The sequence below is a fragment of the Allomuricauda sp. M10 genome (genome assembly GCF_020782875.1).
Classification (GTDB): Bacteria; Bacteroidota; Bacteroidia; order Flavobacteriales; family Flavobacteriaceae; genus Flagellimonas.
This window is the reverse complement of the sequence record NZ_JAJGBN010000001.1, coordinates 709,492-729,273: the sequence shown is the minus strand read 5'-3', so window position 1 is coordinate 729,273 and position 19,782 is coordinate 709,492. Positions and strand designations below refer to the sequence as shown.

Genomic DNA, 19,782 nt, shown 5'->3' with positions numbered 1-19,782 from the left:
CTAAAGTTGAAATAGAAATGAAAAACCTCCTCTTCCTTTTTGCCTTCACCTTTTACCTCTTTTCCGTTTCAGCCCAAAAAGCTCCCTATGCCATATACAATGCCAAGGGCAAAAAGGTATCGTATGAAAAAATGTTGAAGAAGTTGGAGCAAAAGGATATGGTCCTCTTCGGGGAACTGCACAACAACCCCATTGCGCATTGGTTGCAGTACGAGCTCACTTCCGACCTGTATGCCAAAAGACAACTGATTCTCGGTGCCGAAATGGTGGAAGCCGACAATCAGGATGGGTTGGATGCCTATTTGGCTGGCAACATCGATTACAAGGCTTTGGATTCCACAGCCCGACTTTGGAACAACCACAAAACCGATTATGCCCCATTGGTGGATTTCGCCAAGGAAAAAAAACTGGTCTTTGTGGCCTCCAATGTGCCCCGTCGTTACGCAAGCATGGTGTACAAAGGTGGATTTGAAGCCCTGGACACCCTATCCGCACAAGAAAAAGCATGGATCGCTCCCCTACCCATTGCCTTTGACCCTAATTTACCCGGTTATAAGAACATCTTAAAAATGATGGGCGACCACGGCAGTCCTACCTTGGTGATGGCTCAGGCCATCAAAGATGCTACCATGGCACATTTCATCCTAAAAAATTATAAGAACGGAAGTCTGTTCCTCCACTACAATGGTGCCTACCACTCCAATGATTATGAAGGCATTTTGTGGTACCTGAAAAAAGACCGCCCCGATTTGCAGTATGGGACCATTTCCACGGTGACGCAGGACGATGTACACCACTTGGAAGATGAAAATCAAGGTATTGCGGACTTCATCATTTGTGTGGATAGTAACATGACCACAACGTATTAGGTTGGAATTACTTGTTCTCCTATATCTTTTTAAGGGATAAATTCCATATTTTTAAGAGTTGACACGCCGCCCATACACGACTTCAAAATACTCGATTGGTTAAGTGGAATCAAACCGTAAAGAATCTAAATGGAACTGATTGAAAGTGTAAAAAATTGGTTTTCGGATTACCCTGTAGCATCAAATATCATCAAATATTTGGTCTGGGTCGCACTGGTATTTTTCATCATTGCATGGATAAGACGTTGGATGAAAAAAAATCTGCATGATAATACCATCAAATACAAAGTACAGAAGGCGATTCAGATAATCGGTTACCTATTTATCATTCTGATCACCATTTCTTACTTCACCGGAAGCATTCAGGATTTTGGACTTGCCGTTGGTCTGCTTACGGCTGGCATCACCATAACACTCCAAGAACTGATCTTGAGTATTGCAGGTTCGTTCTATATCTTTTTTGTGCGCGTGTACAAACCCGGTGATCGCATAGAACTCAATGGGATCAAAGGGGATGTCATCGATATAGACAGCATGTACACCACCATGATGGAAATTGGCGAATGGGTTTCCAGTGACAATTACAGCGGACGCATTGTGAAATTGAGCAACGCCTTTGTTTTTAAAGGCCCTGTGTATAATTATTCCCTCGATTTCCCATTTGTTTGGGATGAATTCAATATGCCCATCCGGTATGAGTCCGACATAGAACTGGCCAAAGAAATTATTATTTCGGCGGCACAGGAAATACTGTCGGAATATGTAAAAAACTCCATTGCGGGATGGAAGGACGTGGTAAACAAGTACTATATTGAAGATGCCCAAGTGGAACCCACCCTCGCCATCACCATGAGCGATAATTGGATTCAATTCAACTTAAGGTATATTGTGGATTACAAAAAAAGGAGAGCTACCAAACATTTGCTCTTTGAGGAGATTGGAAAAAGAATCCGGGAAACCAATGGAAAGGTGACATGGGCTTCGGCCACGTTCGAAATTGTCAAAATACCAACGCTCAACATCAATGAAACAAAGCATACATCCGATAACCCTTAAACTGTTCACCAATGCAAAAGGCATGGCAAAAGTCCTTTGTGATGCTAACACATTAAAATCCAACCCTATGAAAAAAATAATCTATACCCTGCTTCTCTTGGTGGCCGCAAACCCTTTAGGGTTTGGCCAAGTGCAATCCAACTTGGAACTGTTGGACATCTTCAACATGGAGTTTGTTTCCGATCCTCAGATTTCACCGGATGGAACCAAAATCATCTACGTCCGTAACTTCAAGGACGTAATGACGGACCGTAACCTATCCAATCTTTGGATCGTAAATTTCGATGGTTCCAACAACCGTCCGTTGACGACTGGAAACCACAACGATTTCTCCCCCGTTTGGTCACACGACGGCAAAAAAATTGTATTCAAATCCAATATGGCAGATGAGAAAATGAAGCTGTATCTCATGTGGTTGGACACCAAGGAAACCATGGCTTTGACCAATACTCCCCAATCTCCTGGTCAAGTGTCATGGTCCTATGACGATAATTTTTTGGCATTCAACATGTTTGTGCCTGCTGAGGAAAAATCCATCATAAAACTGCCTGCCAAACCGGAAGGTGCCAAATGGAATGCCCCTCCCAAATACATCGATAAAATCAACTACCGCGGTGATGGTCAAGGCTATCTAAAAGGCGGGAACATGCAATTGTTTACACTTCCTGTCAGCGGTGGCACCCCAAAACAGTTGACATTTACTGAATTCGACCATGATGGTCCGGTTTGGGCCAAGGACAATGCCCATCTGTATTTTAGTGCCAATTTTCATAAGGAGGAAGAATTTGAACCAACTGATAGCGAAATCTACACCATCAACATCAATAATGGCGAGATCAAGGCGTTGACCGACCGTTATGGACCCGATGTGCACCCCGTTTTGTCACCCGACGGTTCCAAAATTGCCTACTTGGGTTTTGATGACCGCTACCAAGGGTATCAGTTGACGCAGTTGTATGTGATGAATGCTGACGGTTCCAATTCCCAATTGATTTCAGGGGGCTTTGACCGCGATGTGGAAGACATGGTTTGGAACAATAAAGGTACCGGCCTTAACTTCATTTATACAGATAAAGGAATGGGCAAATTGGCATCCATCAACCTTTCCGGAAAAGTGGATGATATTACCGACGGGCTTGGCGGGCTTTCTTTAGGACGCCCCTACAATGCGGCCAGTTTTTCGGCTTCAAGCAATAACAAATTTGCCTACACCATTGGAGATACCAATCATCCTTCCGATTTGGGAGTTACGGATACTAAAAGCAGCAAACGCCTCACGGCTTTGAACGACGACCTCTTTTCCTTTAGGAAATTGGGTAAAGTGGAAGAAATTTGGTGGGAGTCCTCCTATGACCAACGAAAAATTCAAGGTTGGGTGGTCACTCCACCTGATTTTGACCCTGCCAAAAAATACCCGATGATCTTGGAAATCCACGGAGGACCGTTCACTAGTTATGGCTCCGTTTATTCCGCAGAGATTCAGGCTTATGCCGCGGCCGGTTATGTGGTACTTTATACCAATCCGCGCGGAAGTACTAGTTACGGGGAGGAATTCGGGAACTTGATCCACCACGATTACCCGAACCATGATTATGACGACTTGATGTCCGGTGTAGATGCCGTGCTTGCCAAAGGCTTTGTGGATAAGGACAACCTATTCGTTACCGGTGGTAGCGGTGGCGGTGTACTTACGGCATGGATCGTAGGCAAAACAGACCGATTTAAAGCCGCCGTGGTGGCCAAGCCCGTAATCAACTGGTATAGCTTTGTGTTGTATGCGGACGGGATTCAATTTTTCTCCAAATATTGGTTTGGTAAAAAACCTTGGGAAGATCCTGAAAACTACATGCGCCGATCCCCGTTGACCTATGTGGGCAATGTGACCACCCCTACCATGTTGATGACGGGAGAGGATGATTACCGTACGCCAATTGCAGAATCGGAACAATTTTATGCAGCCTTAAAGTTACAAAATGTGGAAACCGCCATGGTGCGTATTCCTAATTCCGGTCACGGAATCGCTAACACACCCAGTAACTTGATCGCCAAGATTGCTAGTGTATTGGCTTGGTTCGATAAATATAAGAACTAAGGATAATGAAGATGAAAGGCACTCATTTATTCACTCCATTGTAAGTCAACTGCTGCCAATGAAAGCATTTTTAACAATAGGGTTGCTGATCATAAGCAACACCTTCATGGTGATGGCATGGTATGGCCATTTAAAGTTTTCCGAGTGGAAATGGTTCAACAAACTTGGATTGGTTTCCATCATTTTAATCAGTTGGGGCATTGCCCTGTTCGAATATGCCTTTCAGGTTCCTGCGAACAAAATCGGTTTTAAGGAAAACGGTGGTCCGTTCAACCTTATTCAATTAAAGGTCATTCAAGAAGTCATCACGCTGGTTGTCTTTGCGGTTTTTACGCTTATCGTTTTTAAAACTGAAACGTTTCGATTTAACCATATCATCTCATTTGTATTTTTAATCTTGGCCGTATATTTTATGTTCAAAAAGTAGGATTCAGCAGAAAGACAGAAACATTCAGGTAAGTAACTAACCAAAAACATTATGAAAACAAATCTTTTAATTTTATTCCTTCTCGTTTTGGTAGGATGCAATTCCTCCAACAAAGAAGTACAGCAAAACGAAACTGAAATGGAAAAGCCGACTTCCCAATTACGACACGTGGTCCTATTTCAATTTAAGGATACCTCAACCCCCGAAGATGTTGACACGGTAGAAGCCGCATTTGAGGAGCTCCCCTCCAAAATTTCAGAAATCAAAGGTTTTGAGTGGGGTCTGAACAACAGTCCCGAAAACCTGAACAAGGGGTTGACCCATTGTTTTTTTCTGACATTTGATAGTGAAAAGGACCGGGATACCTACCTTACCCACCCTGCGCATGTAGCTTTTGGAGATGTGGCAGGGCCACACATCCAAGATGTAGTGGTAGTGGATTATTGGATGAAATGATATCCAACTTATAAAATTTCCAAATAATTAAAAACCCGATTTACATTTGTAAATCGGGTTTTCGCTTTGGGTAAATCAATAGCCAAGGTCAGTAGGCCAAACCATTGATTTGGGGGTTCTTAATTCCAGCCGCCGCCCAAAGCCCGGTACATGTTCACCTGGGCTAGCATCTGGTCCTTTTTGGTCTCCACAAGCTCCATTTTCGATTCCAAGGCCTCCCGTTGTGCCAAAAGCACCTCAATGTATTCCACCCTTGCGGATTGGAACAAACGAGTGGAAAGGTCAATGGATTGGGTAAGGGCCTGTACTTGACCATCTTTCAATTCATAGCTTTTCTTCAAATTGTCGATGTTGGACAACTGATTGGCCACTTCGATATAAGCGTTCAAAATGGCCTTTTCATATTCGTAAACTGCTTGCAACTGTCTATCCGTAGCATTCAGATACTGAGCCTTGATTGCATTACGGTTGATCAATGGAGCCACCATATCGCCCATTACAGAATACAAAACCGATTCTGGGGTAGTTGTCAGGTATTTGGTATCGAAGGCTTCCAATCCCAAACCTGCCTTGATGGTAAATTGGGGATAAAAACTGGCCTTAGCTGCCTTGGTATCCAATTTGGCTGCTGCCAATTCCAATTCAGCCTGACGAACATCAGGACGGTTTTGTAGCAATTGCGAAGGAATACCTGCATACAGATGATCAATAGGAGTATCGATAAAACTATCAGAGATCCTATTGATGTGTTGTGGCGACCTTCCTATCAAGAAATTGAGCTTGTTTTCGGTCTCCACGATTTCCTGTTGGATCTCGTACTTATGGCTTTGGTTCTTCAACACCTCTGCCTGAAAACGCTGAACCGCCAATTCGGTGGCACGTGCAGCTTGCTTCTGCAGTTTTACCATTTTAAGGGCATTCTGCTGAATTTCCAAGTTTTGGTCGATGATGGCCAACTGGTTGTCCAATGCCATCAGTTCGTAGTACGAATCCGCAATCTCCGCAACCAAATTGGTGACCATGAAGTTCTTCCCTTCCACACTGGAAAGGTATTCGTACACGGCCGCCTTTTTCTCATTGCGAAGCTTTTTCCAAACGTCGAGTTCCCATGTGGCAAAGGCACCCAGACCATAATTGGTAAGGGGTTCAGGGAATTCTTCACCTTCCTTGATTTCAAGGTTCTTCTCCACAGCGCCGTTACGGGTATACTCGCCTACTTTTTCCACTTCGGCACCAGCTTGAAAGTTCACAAAAGGCAAATATTCCCCTGTCTTGACCCGGATTACGTTCTTGGACATATCCACTTGTTGTAGCATGATGTTCAACTCCTGGTTTTTAACCAAAGCCGTATCGATCAATGCAATCAAGTTGGGGTCTTTAAAAAAGTCCTTCCACTGCACCAAACCAGAGTTTACGGTATCCGTAGACTGATTTTGGTACTGCTCGGGAACCGAGGTATTCTCGTTCCGGATCTCGCGGGTGGGCACACAAGAATATAGGGCCACTATCGCGAGAATGCCTATCAATATTGATTTACTATTCTTCATCGTTGTCACCTTATTGTTTTTTATTTCCATTTCTTGTGGTCATTTTTTTCAACAGTTTGTTCACCTCACGCAAACGGGCACGAAGTCTACTTTCCGTATCATTCTCCTTGAACAATTCTTCGGAAATCGGTTCGTCATGTTCATCCTTGATAAGACTTTTCCCTTCAGCCAACTTGGCGAAGAAGAAGTACAATCCCGGAATCAACAATACCCCGAAAATGGTACCGATAAGCATCCCTCCAAGGGCAGAACCACCGATGGTACGGTTACCGATAGCTCCTGCACCGGAAGCCACTACCAATGGGATCAAACCAGCGATAAAGGCAAAGGAGGTCATCAAAATAGGTCGGAATCGTTGTTTGGACCCTTCGATGGCCGCTTCCAAAATCGTAGCTCCCTGCCGGTGTTTCTGTACGGCGAATTCCACGATCAATACCGCATTTTTACCCAGAAGTCCCACCAACATGATCACACCGATCTGTGCATACACGTCGTTAGCCAATCCCATCACCTTCAACAGGAAGAAGGAACCGAATACCCCAACAGGCAATGAAAGGATTACCGCCATTGGAAGCAAGAAGCTTTCGTACTGCGCAGCCAATACCAAATACACGAAGATCAATACCACTATGAAAATGTATAGCGATTCGTTTCCGCGTTGAGCCTCATCGAAAGAAAGTCCTTCCCATGCAATGTCATAACCACGTGGCAACGTTTTCGCCGCAACCTCTTTGATGGCCGCAATGGCATCACCAGTTGTGTAGCCTTTGGCTGGCAAACCGTTGATGGCTGCGGAGTTATACAGGTTATAACGGGTAATCTCGTTAGGACCCAAACGTTTTTCCATGGTCATGAAAGCGGAATACGGCACCATTTCCCCCTCTTCATTCTTCACAAAGAGTTTCTCCAAATCCGATGGAAGTGCACGGTATTCAGGTGCTGCTTGGGTATATACCTTAAAGAATCGACCGAAACGAATGAAACCTTGTTCATAGGTACTACCGATCAAAATGTTCAGGTTCTCCATGGCCTTTCCTATGGAAACACCCTTCTGCATAGCTGCCTTGTTGTTGATTTTCAGCTCATACTGAGGATAATTGGCCGCATAGAAAGTAAACAGACCTGTCAACTCCTTACGTTGTCTTAGGGCATCCATAAAGTTGTTGTTCACCTTTTCAAACTCATGGTAATCGGTACCGTTGGTCTTGTCCAACAAACGCATGGCAAAGCCACCGGAAGAACCGAACCCAGGAACGGCGGGGGGTTCAAAGTATTCAATGACCGCTCCCAGGTCTTTGGTTTCTTCCTCCAATTCTTCCATGATTTCGTGAACGGTGTGTTCCCTTTCTGACCATGGTTTTAGGTTGATCAAACAGGTTCCGGCATTGGAACCCCTACCCTCGGTCATGATCTCATAACCGGCCAAGGAAGAAACGGATTCCACACCTTCGGTTTCCTCACATATCTGCTGAAGTTTTCGTGCCACGGCATTGGTACGTTCCAAAGTGGCTCCCGGAGGGGTTTGGATGATCGCATAGATCATACCTTGGTCCTCATTCGGGATGAATCCGGCAGGTAAAACTTGGTTTGTAAAGAAGATTCCGGCGCAGAAAGCGATAAGAATACCAAAAGTGACCACTCGTCGATTTACGATCTTGTTCAAGACGCCTACATATCTGCCCGTTAGTTTTTCAAACTTGCCATTGAACCAATCGATAAAGCGGTTCACGGGGGATTTTTTCCTGGCCTGGCCATGGGTGCTCTTCAACATCATGGCACAAAGTACCGGGGTCAAGGTAAGGGCCACAATGGCCGAAATCACAATGGATCCTGCCATGGTGATGGAGAACTGTCGGTAGAAGACCCCAACCGGTCCGGTCATAAATGAAATTGGGATAAACACCGATGTCATTACCAAGGTAATGGCAATGATCGCACCCCCAATCTCACCCAAAACTTCGTATGAGGCTTTGTATGGCGTAAGGTTTTCCTCGTGCATTTTCACGTGCACCGCTTCCACCACCACAATCGCGTTATCCACCACAATACCAATGGCCAATACCAAGGCAAAGAGTGTAATCAGGTTGATGGACAACCCAAACATTTGCATTACAAAGAAGGCACCGATCAAGGAAACCGGTACGGCAATAATCGGGATAAGGGTAGAACGCCAGTCGCCCAAGAAAAGGAACACCACTATGGCCACCAAAATAAAGGCATCCCGAAGGGTGTGGAGCACCTGGTCTATGGAAGCATCCAAGAAGTTGGATACATCGTAACTGATCTGATAGTCCAACCCTGGGGGTAGATCGGCTTCCAATTCCTTCAATTTTGCCTTCACCTCCTTGATCACTTCACTACCATTACTGCCAAACGTCTGTTTTAACACAATGGAAGCGGAGGGCCTTCCGTCCAAATTGGAATAAATATCGAAAAACTCACTACCCAACTCCACATCCGCCAGATCGCCTAATTTTAGGATTTCACCTTCTTCATTGGCTTTTATGATAATATCCTTGTACTGCTCGGGTTCACTATACCGGTCTTGGTAGACCAACACATACTCCAGGGATTGGGCATTTTTACCGGAACTCTGACCCAATCTACCGGGACGGGCAATAATACTCTGCTCCTCCATTGCCTCCAAGATTTCTTCCGCAGACACACTATAGGCCCGCATACGATCCGGTTTCAACCAAATTCGCATAGCAAACTTTCTACTTCCCAAAATTTGGGCCGTGGCTATACCATTGATCCTTTGGATTTCGGGAATCATTTTGGTGTAGGCATAGTTGTACAGGAACAGCTCATCTGCATTGTCCTCCCTGCTATAGAGGTTCACGTACATCAGCATACTGGGGATTACCGGGGTAATGATGACCCCTTCGCGCTGCACCAGATCGGGCAACAAGGGCATAACCTGGTCTACTCTTGTTTTGACCCGTACCACCGCTTCGTTGGGATCGGTACCTGGATCAAAAATGATACGAACGGTTCCTTCCCCGGCACTGGTGGCATCTGAAGCAATATAGCGCATGCCCTGCACGCCATTGATGGCCGTTTCCAAGGGAATCAAAGTTGATTTCACCAATACGTCGGCACTCGCTCCGGGGTAGGCAATGAATATGTTTACTGTTGTTGGGGCAATCTGTGGAAACTGTGAAATAGGCAACTGCTTGATCGCAAGCATACCCGTGAACACAATGATCACAGAGATTACTATGGCCAATACTGGCCTGTGTATGAACTTTTTAAACATCTTTTTAGAAGATTTAGGTTGTTACTCTGCGTACAAGTCCAAACTGGACAAAATTTTGTCCGGCTTCTCGAACGTATAGTGAATTTTCTCTCCGTTCTTGACCATACGGATACCTTCCAACAATACTTTATCATCTTTGGAAAGTCCTTTTACCACTACAAATAAATGTTGCAGTTCGGCACCAATCTCTATTTCTCTTTGGGTTACCTTACCTTCTTTATCTATGACAAAAACATACTTTTTGTCCAACACCTCAAAGGTTGCCTTTTGTGGGATCAACATGGCATTTTTAAGGGGGACTGTCATTAGGATACTACCGGTTTCACCGTGTCTAAGTATACCATCAGGATTAGGGAAAGTGGCACGGAACGCGATGTTTCCGGTTTCGTTGTTGAATTCACCTTCGATGGTTTCAACAATACCGCCTTGATTGAATTTTTTGTTGTTGGCCATCAATAGTTCAACAGCTTTTTTGCTATTCTTGTCCGCACTGGTGATATAATCCAAATACTCGGCTTCGGGAACGTTAAAGTAGACCCACATTTTGCTGTTATCGGAAAGAGTGGTCAACAACTCCCCTTCATCCAAAAGGCTGCCCTCCCGGGCTTCCAAATGGTCCATGATACCATCAAATGGGGCACGGATATCGGTAAAGCCCAAATGGGTCTCGGCCAGGGCCACTTCTGCCTTGGCCCTATCAAATTCTGCTTTGGCCATGGCCAATTCATTGGCGGAAACCACGTTACCATCAGCAAGCAATTGGGTGTTTTTATATTGAATTTCGGCAACCTCTGCCTCGGCCTTGGCCTTTTGAAGATCGGCTTGGTAGACATTGGGCATGATGTAGAACATTTTCTGGCCTTTGGTCACGGTCTGACCTTCATCTACATAAATATGTTGTAGGTAACCTTTTTCCAAGGCCCTCAACTCAATATGCCTTACGGAGTGAATCTGACATACATAATCTTTGGTGATGGATGTATCTTTTACAATTGGACTGGAAACAAGGAATTTGGTCTCGACCTCGGTTTCATGTTTTTTGGATTCGCAGCTCGTATTGTAACATAGCAGCACAACCAAGCCAATGAAGATGGGAATTCTCCTCATAGTTTTAATGTTTAAAAATGGTTTTTGAAATGATTTAGGGAAGTCCTGATCCTTTAACATGGACCTGCCCCCTGGTTATTGATGATTACTCAAAGTGCTTTGCAAGAATGGGCCTGTGCAAACAGGTGTCCATCGGAAAAGAAAATTCTAAATTCGGAACACCTGGAACCTGATGTGCCGCTTAAGTGGTGTGGATTGGGAACCAAAAGGAACGACACCTAATTCATTATCAGACAAATAGGTTAGTTGCCCTGATTGTGAGGCACAAAAAAAGGCAGTTGAATAACTGCCAAACTCTAAATCCAAATCCTGTGAAGCTGCCTCTTCTTCCCTTTCTTCTTTTTCCTCAACCTCAGTTTCGGTACAATACTTTTTTTCAGGGTTAGATTGAAGTGACCCAATGGAATCTACATAATCAAGATTTTGGTCAGCTTCTAAATAACAAGCGTTTTCATCTTCAATCCCATTCTGAGCATCAGCATAAAGATTGATGAACCCTCCCAAAAGGAGAAGGCAAAGGGGAAGTAAATATCGCCTTAACGCTTTTTTCATTTGGGGAACAAAACTAGGTCACGCAAACAATTCCAACAAATACAGGTTGTTAATAAAGGTTAAAATTGTTTGGCACTAAACTATTTTTATTGAATAGTTCGTTGCAGACCCGCAATTATTCATTAAGTGCAAAATAAACACAGGAGTTTTAACAAAAATTTACCACCTAATCCTTAATCTCAATGATTTTTTAAGGAATCCCTCTCAAATTCGTATGATTTCTTCATCCCAACCTTCAAATATTTAAGGTTTTAAAATGTATCTTCGATTTATAACCTAACCAAAAGACACATTCTATTATGAAGCAAGTATCTTTTCTATTGCTTTCCCTTTTTTTTATGACCACCTCGTGCATCAAATTCAACAAAAAAGATGCGGATGATTCAGGAGCTGAAAACTACAACACCGTTTCCATTCATGACGAATACCAAGTGAACATTCCAAAGTTCATGAGGAGTACCACGGGTTTGAACGATCAAGCCGCCCTGCAATTCCAAAACGCCTTCAAAGAAACCTATACCATCATTATTGACGAGCCCAAACAGGAATTCGTGGATGTTTTCAAGGAATTGGACCAATACAATGACAACATCAGTCTTTTAGAAAATTACCGAGAAATACAATTGCAATCCTTCACCAGTACCATTTCTATCAGTTACGAGTCCGAAATAAAGCCCTTAAACATAAATGGTTTGGATGCTGAGTCTGTCCAAATTGATGGGAGCGTAGAAGGCATCGATGAGGAAATCGCCTATTTTTTAACCTTCGTGGAAGGAACGGACAATATTTATATGATGATGTCCTGGACGCTACAGAGCAAAAAGGAAGAGCATAAAAAAACCTTTGAAACGATTGCCCAATCTTTCGAACTGATTGATCAAGAAACCGTTACAAAGGTTTAATTCAAGTTTAGCTTATTTGCTCAAGTACATTTTTCTTCGAGAGTACAGGTTGTAGAACTCATCGTCCTTCAAACTATCGATGAACAAAATACTCTCCCCGGTGCTCTTCATCTCCGGTCCCAAATTCTTGTTCACATTCGGGAATTTATTAAAGGAGAACACAGGCTGTTTAATGGCATATCCTTCCAATTGTGGGTTGAACACAAAATCCTTCACCTTCTTCTCCCCTAACATCACCTTGGTGGCATAATTCACATACGGTTCCCCATATGCTTTCGCAATAAAAGGTACAGTACGGGATGCCCTTGGGTTTGCCTCGATGATGTACACAATGTCATCTTTGATGGCAAACTGGATGTTGATCAATCCAACCGTATTCAAGGCCAAGGCAATCTTCTTGGTATGGTCCTTGATCTGCTGCAACACAAACTCTCCCAAATTGAAGGGTGGCAAGGTGGCATTGGAATCCCCGGAGTGGATACCACAAGGCTCAATATGCTCCATGATACCAATGATATACACATCCTCTCCATCACAAATGGCATCGGCCTCTGCCTCAATGGCACCATCTAAATAATGATCTAGGAGCAATTTGTTGTTCGGGATGCTTTTTAACAAGGAAACTACGTGTGATTCCAGTTCTTCCTTATTGATCACGATCTTCATCCCTTGACCACCTAATACATAGGAAGGCCTTACCAATAATGGAAAGTTCAACTGATCTGCCAAATCCAAGGCTTCATCAGCGGTTTCTGCTACTCCGAACCTTGGGTAAGGAATGTTGTTGTCTTTCAGCAACGTGGAGAAACTTCCCCTATCTTCGGCCAAATCCAAGGATTTGAAACTGGTTCCGATGATATTGATGCCGTATTTATCCAATTTCTCGGCCAATTTCAATGCTGTTTGGCCACCCAATTGAACGATTACCCCTTCTGGTTTTTCATGAAGGATGATATCGTAAATGTGTTCCCAGAAAACAGGTTCAAAATAGAGCTTGTCAGCGGTATCAAAATCCGTGGAAACGGTTTCGGGGTTACAGTTGATCATGATGGTCTCATACCCACATTCGGCAGCGGCCAAAACCCCGTGCACACAGCAGTAATCAAACTCGATTCCCTGCCCGATTCGGTTTGGCCCTGAGCCCAATACCACCACTTTTTTCTTATCGGTAACCTCGCTGTCGTTGGCCACGTAGCGTTTTCCGTCCGGTGTTTCAATCTCTTCCTCAAAAGTGGAATAATAGTAAGGTGTTACGGCTTTGAACTCTGCCGCACAGGTATCTACCAATTTATATACCCTGTTGATTCCCAAATCCATACGCTTGGAATGGACTTCACTTTCGTAGCAATCCAACATGTGGGCAATTTGACGATCGGCAAATCCTTTTTGTTTGGCTTCGAGCAACAAATCCTTTGGAAGGCTCTCGATAGTATATTTGGAAACCTCCAATTCCAGATAATGCAATTCTTCATATTGCTTCAAGAACCACATATCAATTTTGGTGATCTCATGGATCCTCTTCAACGGAATACCCAACTGAATGGCATCATAGATGACAAACACCCTGTCCCAACTTGGAACACGGAGTTTCTCGATGATGGTGTCGTAATCTTTATATCCCTTTCCATCAGCACCTAATCCATTACGCTTAATTTCAAGGGATTGCGTGGCTTTATGCAACGCTTCTTGGAACGAACGGCCAATACCCATTACCTCTCCTACCGACTTCATCTGAAGTCCCAACGTCCTGTCGGAACCTTCAAACTTATCAAAATTCCAACGGGGTATTTTTACGATCACGTAGTCCAACGTAGGCTCGAACAATGCTGAAGTGGATTTTGTAATCTGGTTGTCCAATTCATCCAACGTATAACCGATGGCCAATTTAGCAGCAATCTTAGCGATAGGGTAACCTGTTGCTTTGGATGCCAAGGCAGACGAACGGGAAACCCTTGGGTTGATCTCAATGGCAATGATGTCCTCTTTTTCATCTGGACTCACAGCAAACTGCACATTACAACCACCTGCAAAATCCCCGATACTGCGCATCATATGGATGGCCATGTCCCGCATTCTTTGGAACGTCCTGTCAGAAAGCGTCATGGCTGGGGCCACGGTAATGGAATCCCCAGTGTGGATACCCATCGGGTCCATATTTTCAATGGTACAGATGATGACCACGTTATCGTTCTTATCACGCAGAAGCTCCAACTCGTACTCCTTCCAGCCCATCAAGGCCTTATCGATCATTACTTCATGGATAGGTGATACTTCCAGACCGTGACTCAACATATGGTCAAAGTCCTCTGGATCATAAACAATACCCGCACCAGCACCTCCCAAAGTAAAAGAAGCACGGATGACCAAGGGGAAACCGAATTCTTGGGCAATTTCTTTTCCTTTTAGGAAAGAAGTGGCCGAAGCCTGTGGAGGCATGCCTATCCCAATCTTCAACATGAGTTCCCTGAATTTCTCACGGTCCTCGGTAATGTTGATAGCATCAATATCCACTCCAATGATCTCTACTCCAAAATCTTTCCAAATCCCTTTTTCATCAGCTTCGATACAAAGGTTCAAGGCCGTTTGTCCACCCATGGTAGGTAGCACGGCATCAATATTTGGATGATTCTTTAAAATTTCCACAATGGATTTAGTGGTCAACGGCTTCAGGTACACATGGTCCGCCATGGAAGGGTCGGTCATGATCGTAGCGGGGTTGCTATTGATCAAAACAGTCTCGATACCGTCTTCACGCAACGACCTAAGTGCCTGGGAACCAGAATAGTCGAACTCACATGCCTGGCCAATGATGATAGGACCAGAACCAATAATCAAAATGGATTTTAAATCTTTTCTTTTGGGCATTCTAGTTGGTGTTTCTCGTTATTTCCTTTTAAGTCAAAAAAAAGGTGTTACCTAGAAAAGTAACACCTTTTATTTAGTTTTAAAAACTATCATTATTTTTTATGTCTTGGCTCAGAGGAAACAGTTAATCTCTTTCTTCCTTTGGCTCTTCTTCTCGCAAGAACTTTTCTACCATTGGCAGTCGCCATGCGCTCCCTAAAACCATGCTTGTTTCTTCTCTTCCTTTTTGACGGCTGATACGTTCTTTTCATTTCGGAACTCTTTTATGGATTTTGTTGTTTGGGAAAGTTGACCTTCCCGAAAAATTCTGGGCGCAAATATACAAAGACTTTTTACTTTGGCAAGCCCAAAAGGAAAATATTTAAATTAGTTTTTAGTACTTTTGCAACCTCTTAACCCTAGGAAAAATTTCCAGAGATATGTTCAATAAAAATATCAAGCTCGTTATCGCAGGTCTTATCATTGCCTATGCCGTTTATCAATTTGTGGAAGGCAACATTGGCAATGGCATTGCCTTGATCTTGTTCTCCCTTGTTTTCATCTTCCTTTACTTCAGGAACGAGTTCATTTTATTGGCTTTCTTGAGGATGAGGAAACAGGACTTGGAAGGCACCCAAAAATGGCTTGATAAGATAAAGAACCCCAGCGCTGCCCTGATCACCAAGCAGCAAGGGTACTTTAACTATCTACAGGGGATCATCTACTCCCAGAAAAATTTGACCCAGGCCGAAAAATTCTTCAAAAAGGCGTTGCAGTTTGGACTGACCATGGATTACGATGTGGCCATGGCCAAGTTGAGCTTGGCGGGTATTGCCATGCAAAAGCGCAGAAAACGCGAAGCTACCCAATTGTTACAGGAAGCCAAAAAACTGGACAAAAACAACATGTTGACCGAGCAAATCAAGATGATGCAACAGCAGATGAAGAAGATTTAGAAATTTCCTTATCTTTTTATAATCCCAAGGATTATTCCTGGTTTTCATTGATTTTTGGACACGTCCGGAAGGTTGCACGCAATAAGCCCTATCCATCAATTCAAATAGAGAATCTGTCAATCCGCTACGAATTTATATGTAAAAACATTTTACTTTACTTACCTGTATCAAAATAGCTACAATATTAGTCCATACAATTTAAAAACGAAGGGTATCTATATAAGTCATTCACCTTTTTGGTTTAATTTTTGTTGTATATTTAATTAGTAAATTAAAAATCATGGCTAAAAAATCTAATCATGTGGTTCCTTCAAGTGAAAAAGGTGGTTGGGCCGTAAAAAAGTCAGGATCAACAAGAGTTTCCAAATCGTTTGACAGAAAATCAGATGCGGTGAAATACGGAAGAGAGTTAAGTAAAAAAGAAAAGACCGAGCTTTACATCCATAAAAAAGATGGCAGAATCCAAGACAGAAACTCATATGGAAGAGATCCTTTCCCGCCCAAAGGATAAGCATGAAAGTTGAAACCTACGAAAAGAACGTTTTCATCAATTGCCCATTTGATGATAAATATTTTGACCTTCTACAAGTAATATTATTTACAATTTGTTATTTCGGCTATAATCCAAGAATCAGTCTTGAAGAATCAGATTCTGGAGTTTCAAGGTTAGATAAGATTATCAATTTAATGAAAGAGTCAAAGTACTCAATTCATGATCTTTCCAGATTGCAAGCAAAATCTATAGATGAATATTATAGGCTAAATATGCCTTTTGAACTCGGGGTTGATTATGGCTTAAGAAAATTTGACTCTGAGTTTAAAGACAAAAGATCTCTCATTCTTGAAACCAACAAGTATGAGTATATGAAAGCTATTTCTGACATTAATGGTTTTGACATAAAAAATCATGAAGATAACCCAGTGAAAGTAATTAGCTGTTTAAGAGCATGGTTTTCTGAAACTATTAAGCTTGAAAATTTAAACGGTTCTAATAAAATCTATACTGATTTCATTGATTTCAACACAGAATTATTCCAAACAAAAATGTTGAAATATTTTCCAACCCATAATACGACCGACGCCGAAGATTTTGCCAAAAAAGAAATTGAAGAAATGACTATGGCCGAATATATTGGAGAAATAAAAAGTTGGAATTCTTAAAAAGTAAATATTTCACAGTTCAAAAAAAGATATTGTTTTCTACAAAATAATTGAATCAATATTCAACAATCGTTGTATAACTACACATTCACTAGATTTACATTTCACTTGCCAGCTTTATGTACTACCCCCTCAACCTTAATGGTGTAACCGTCCATCCCTTATTTGGTGATTTCCTAAAAGGAAAACCGTACATCTTTGATTTTTCTTCCAACAATCCAAAAGTTTTGGATTACAATCTATTTGATTTTGAGGAGTTTAACGACATGATTTTTGAGGAACTGGACGCCTCCCCTCATCAATGGGGCATTGGCAAATATCTGGAAGAACGCAAAACCCTTTTAAGGGCTTATCCTAATATTATTGAAGAACAACGGTATTACCATCTCGGGTTGGATATTGTCGTTCCCTACAACACTCCAATGTTTTCCCCTTTGGATGCCGAGGTATACAAAACCGGGAAAGAAACTACGGTTGGGAACTATGGTGGCTACCTCATCCTAAAACATGACATCAACGATGTGGTGTTTTATTCGTTCTATGGACACTTGAAAACTCCACATTTGTGCAGTGTGGGTGACCAAATCAAAGCGGGGCAAGAGTTTGCTTTTATAGGAAAAGAAAGTGATAGTGGCGGCTGGTTCTGCCATGTACATCTTCAAATCCTGACCCAGGAAGCCATCGATGCTGGATATACGGATTGGGGATATATTTCACCTGAACTATTGCCGAAAGTGGAAACGTATTTCCCTTCGCCTTACTTTCTGTTCAAATATTAGACTCTATTTCCCAACGTTTCCAATACGGTAATACCCTTTGTTCGGAATCTCGATTACGTATTTTTTATGGGTGGTATTGTTCAAATGGGGTTCGCGCAACCAAGGATTATGGCGCTTCAATACTTTATAGTTGATTTCGTAAAGGTTGGCAAAATCGGCCCAACTGGTCACCGCACTGTCCACCTCAACGGTAAACGTGGGCACCTTGCTGTACATATCTTCCTCCTCTACCTTAAACCCATATTTTTCAGGGTTGGAAATAATCTCCTTTATCGCCATGATACGGAACACATAACGACCGGTTTCATCGCCTAATAAAAGATTGTAGTAATCATCCACCTTTTGAATGTTCATGTATTTTTGGACGCCTGCCGGACCTGCATTGTAAGCGGCTGCGGTCAAGGTCCAGGTACCGAAGCGTTCTTTCCATTTTTTGATATAATCACAGGCCACTTGGGTAGATTTTTCCACATGGTAACGTTCATCTACGTTGGCGTTCACTTCAAGCCCGTATTCCTTGCCCGTATCTTTCATGATCTGCCAAAATCCCGTTGCACCGGCAGGAGAAACCACGTTCAACAATCCGCTTTCGGCCACGGCCAAATATTTGAAATCATCCGGAATACCGTTCTTTTTTAAAATGGGCTCAATGATGGGAAAATATTTGTTGGCACGTTTAATGATCAACACGGCATTGGATTGCCAATAGGTGTTCACCAAAAACTCGCGGTCTACACGCTCCATAATCTCGGGATCTTCCAACGGAACAGGCTCTCCTGCAAAATTGAGGTCTTCAGGAATTTCAATGGCGCTGATCTGATAGGTGTCTGGCACGCTTTTGTCAGTAACCTCTTCTTGGACCACTTCAGGTTGTTGTGGTTTTTCCTCAATATCCGTGGATTGAACTGCAAAAATAAAAGTGCCTGCCACTGCCAATAATCCTATAAATGCAAATATGTTCTTGATGTGTTTCATAGCCTAACTTTTTTAAAAAGTACCCTAAAGATACTATTATAAAGACGAAATTACTGTAAAATAATTGTTGGGAGGTGTTCATTAAACCATTTTGCCCGATGAATGATCATGGTATGCGTACCGTTTTTCACTGGAATACAATGCTTCATGTTGTTTATCGGAAAAACGCTGTCTTTCTCCCCATGAATGTGCACCACATTGGGCAATTCCTCCTCCTGATTCCAGTTGACGATCTGGTCAATGGCCCAATCGATATAATGCTTGTCCCGAACCGATAGATATTGTTCGTACAAATGCAAACGCTTGGTCACAGTTTCCCCAAAGGCATACTTGGCCAACAGTTCCACATTGTTTACCAGACCCGTGGGCAATAGCTTATGCACCTTGGTGTATTTGGCAAAGAGCATTTTTTTAGGTAGTTCGTGCTTGTTTGTTACGGCAGACACCACAATGACCTTTTGCACCAACATACATTTGGCCATTTCCTGCACCAACATGCCCCCAAAGGAAACCCCCAACAAAACTGGATTGGGGTGTGCAATCTTATCGCACATCTTTTGGGCATAATCGTGTAGGCTCATCCCCTTTTCGGGAACAAACCATTCCAGGGTATGTGTTTCAAATGTTTCAGAAGGAAGGTGTATACCATCAAATATGGAAGGGTTCGCAGCCATTCCCGGCATAAGGTACACATGGATTTTGTTATCGGGCATATCACACCAAATATCGATAAGCCCTAGGAAATTAGCAATATTTTGACTAAATTTGTACCCCTTTTGCAGTTAACCCCACTTAACGGA

18 protein-coding genes are annotated in these 19,782 nt (G+C 42.9%); 10 read left to right on the top strand and 8 right to left on the bottom strand.

The genetic code is table 11. The features are described from left to right. Positions 1-17 precede the first annotated feature (17 nt). The 5 genes from LKX84_RS03380 (at position 18) to LKX84_RS03360 (ending at position 4,900) form a co-directional block, all read left to right on the top strand. Positions 18-869, top strand: coding sequence for a ChaN family lipoprotein (locus LKX84_RS03380; RefSeq protein WP_228235706.1), 852 nt, complete (start codon positions 18-20; stop codon positions 867-869). A 129-nt stretch (positions 870-998) separates the two neighbouring features. Continuing rightward, complete coding sequence (locus tag LKX84_RS03375; protein WP_228235705.1) at positions 999-1,925, top strand: mechanosensitive ion channel family protein; 927 nt, start codon at positions 999-1,001, stop codon at positions 1,923-1,925. A 67-nt stretch (positions 1,926-1,992) separates the two neighbouring features. Beyond that, positions 1,993-4,017, top strand: a complete 2,025-nt coding sequence (locus LKX84_RS03370) for a S9 family peptidase (RefSeq protein ID WP_228235704.1) — start codon at positions 1,993-1,995, stop codon at positions 4,015-4,017. A gap of 58 nt (positions 4,018-4,075) precedes the next feature. Beyond that, positions 4,076-4,444 (top strand): DMT family protein, encoded by a 369-nt coding sequence (locus LKX84_RS03365; RefSeq protein ID WP_228235703.1) that lies wholly within the window; start codon positions 4,076-4,078, stop codon positions 4,442-4,444. Between the two features lie 51 nt (positions 4,445-4,495). Continuing rightward, a complete protein-coding gene (locus LKX84_RS03360; RefSeq protein WP_228235702.1) occupies positions 4,496-4,900 on the top strand; it encodes a Dabb family protein in 405 nt (134 codons plus the stop codon). Between the two features lie 119 nt (positions 4,901-5,019). Here the strand turns inward: LKX84_RS03360 and LKX84_RS03355 are convergent, their stop codons facing one another. The 4 genes from LKX84_RS03355 to LKX84_RS03340 all read right to left on the bottom strand — a co-directional run bounded on the left by LKX84_RS03355 (position 5,020) and on the right by LKX84_RS03340 (position 11,365). Then, entirely contained in the window at positions 5,020-6,447 is a 1,428-nt protein-coding gene (locus tag LKX84_RS03355) for a TolC family protein (protein WP_228235701.1), read from the bottom strand. Between the two features lie 10 nt (positions 6,448-6,457). Beyond that, positions 6,458-9,706 (bottom strand): efflux RND transporter permease subunit, encoded by a 3,249-nt coding sequence (locus LKX84_RS03350; protein WP_228235700.1) that lies wholly within the window; start codon positions 9,704-9,706, stop codon positions 6,458-6,460. Between the two features lie 21 nt (positions 9,707-9,727). Next, the gene (locus LKX84_RS03345; protein ID WP_228235699.1) at positions 9,728-10,813 is read right to left on the bottom strand and encodes an efflux RND transporter periplasmic adaptor subunit; all 1,086 of its coding nucleotides are present in this window, start codon (positions 10,811-10,813) and stop codon (positions 9,728-9,730) included. A gap of 147 nt (positions 10,814-10,960) precedes the next feature. Beyond that, entirely contained in the window at positions 10,961-11,365 is a 405-nt protein-coding gene (locus tag LKX84_RS03340; RefSeq protein WP_228235698.1) for a hypothetical protein, read from the bottom strand. A 299-nt stretch (positions 11,366-11,664) separates the two neighbouring features. Between LKX84_RS03340 and LKX84_RS03335 the strand changes: the two genes are divergently transcribed. Beyond that, positions 11,665-12,267, top strand: coding sequence for a hypothetical protein (locus LKX84_RS03335; protein WP_228235697.1), 603 nt, complete (start codon positions 11,665-11,667; stop codon positions 12,265-12,267). A 12-nt stretch (positions 12,268-12,279) separates the two neighbouring features. Here the strand turns inward: LKX84_RS03335 and carB are convergent, their stop codons facing one another. Together carB and rpmH are read right to left on the bottom strand one after the other, a co-directional pair. Then, positions 12,280-15,132, bottom strand: coding sequence for a carbamoyl-phosphate synthase large subunit (gene carB / locus LKX84_RS03330; RefSeq protein WP_228235696.1), 2,853 nt, complete (start codon positions 15,130-15,132; stop codon positions 12,280-12,282). Between the two features lie 92 nt (positions 15,133-15,224). Then, on the bottom strand, positions 15,225-15,383 hold the full coding sequence (gene rpmH, locus LKX84_RS03325; RefSeq protein ID WP_072882462.1) for a 50S ribosomal protein L34: 159 nt from the start codon (positions 15,381-15,383) through the stop codon (positions 15,225-15,227). A gap of 168 nt (positions 15,384-15,551) precedes the next feature. Between rpmH and LKX84_RS03320 the strand changes: the two genes are divergently transcribed. The 4 genes from LKX84_RS03320 to LKX84_RS03305 all read left to right on the top strand — a co-directional run bounded on the left by LKX84_RS03320 (position 15,552) and on the right by LKX84_RS03305 (position 18,007). Next, complete coding sequence (locus LKX84_RS03320; protein WP_163635391.1) at positions 15,552-16,067, top strand: DUF2892 domain-containing protein; 516 nt, start codon at positions 15,552-15,554, stop codon at positions 16,065-16,067. 280 nt (positions 16,068-16,347) lie between these two features. Further along, positions 16,348-16,578, top strand: a complete 231-nt coding sequence (locus LKX84_RS03315; protein ID WP_228235695.1) for a DUF2188 domain-containing protein — start codon at positions 16,348-16,350, stop codon at positions 16,576-16,578. A 2-nt stretch (positions 16,579-16,580) separates the two neighbouring features. Then, a complete protein-coding gene (locus LKX84_RS03310) occupies positions 16,581-17,228 on the top strand; it encodes a hypothetical protein (RefSeq protein ID WP_228235694.1) in 648 nt (215 codons plus the stop codon). Between the two features lie 119 nt (positions 17,229-17,347). Continuing rightward, positions 17,348-18,007, top strand: a complete 660-nt coding sequence (locus LKX84_RS03305; RefSeq protein ID WP_228235693.1) for a peptidoglycan DD-metalloendopeptidase family protein — start codon at positions 17,348-17,350, stop codon at positions 18,005-18,007. Between the two features lie 3 nt (positions 18,008-18,010). Here the strand turns inward: LKX84_RS03305 and LKX84_RS03300 are convergent, their stop codons facing one another. Then, positions 18,011-18,982 (bottom strand): lytic transglycosylase domain-containing protein, encoded by a 972-nt coding sequence (locus tag LKX84_RS03300; protein ID WP_228235692.1) that lies wholly within the window; start codon positions 18,980-18,982, stop codon positions 18,011-18,013. 50 nt (positions 18,983-19,032) lie between these two features. After that, the gene (locus LKX84_RS03295; RefSeq protein WP_228235691.1) at positions 19,033-19,695 is read right to left on the bottom strand and encodes an alpha/beta hydrolase; all 663 of its coding nucleotides are present in this window, start codon (positions 19,693-19,695) and stop codon (positions 19,033-19,035) included. Positions 19,696-19,782 lie beyond the last annotated feature (87 nt).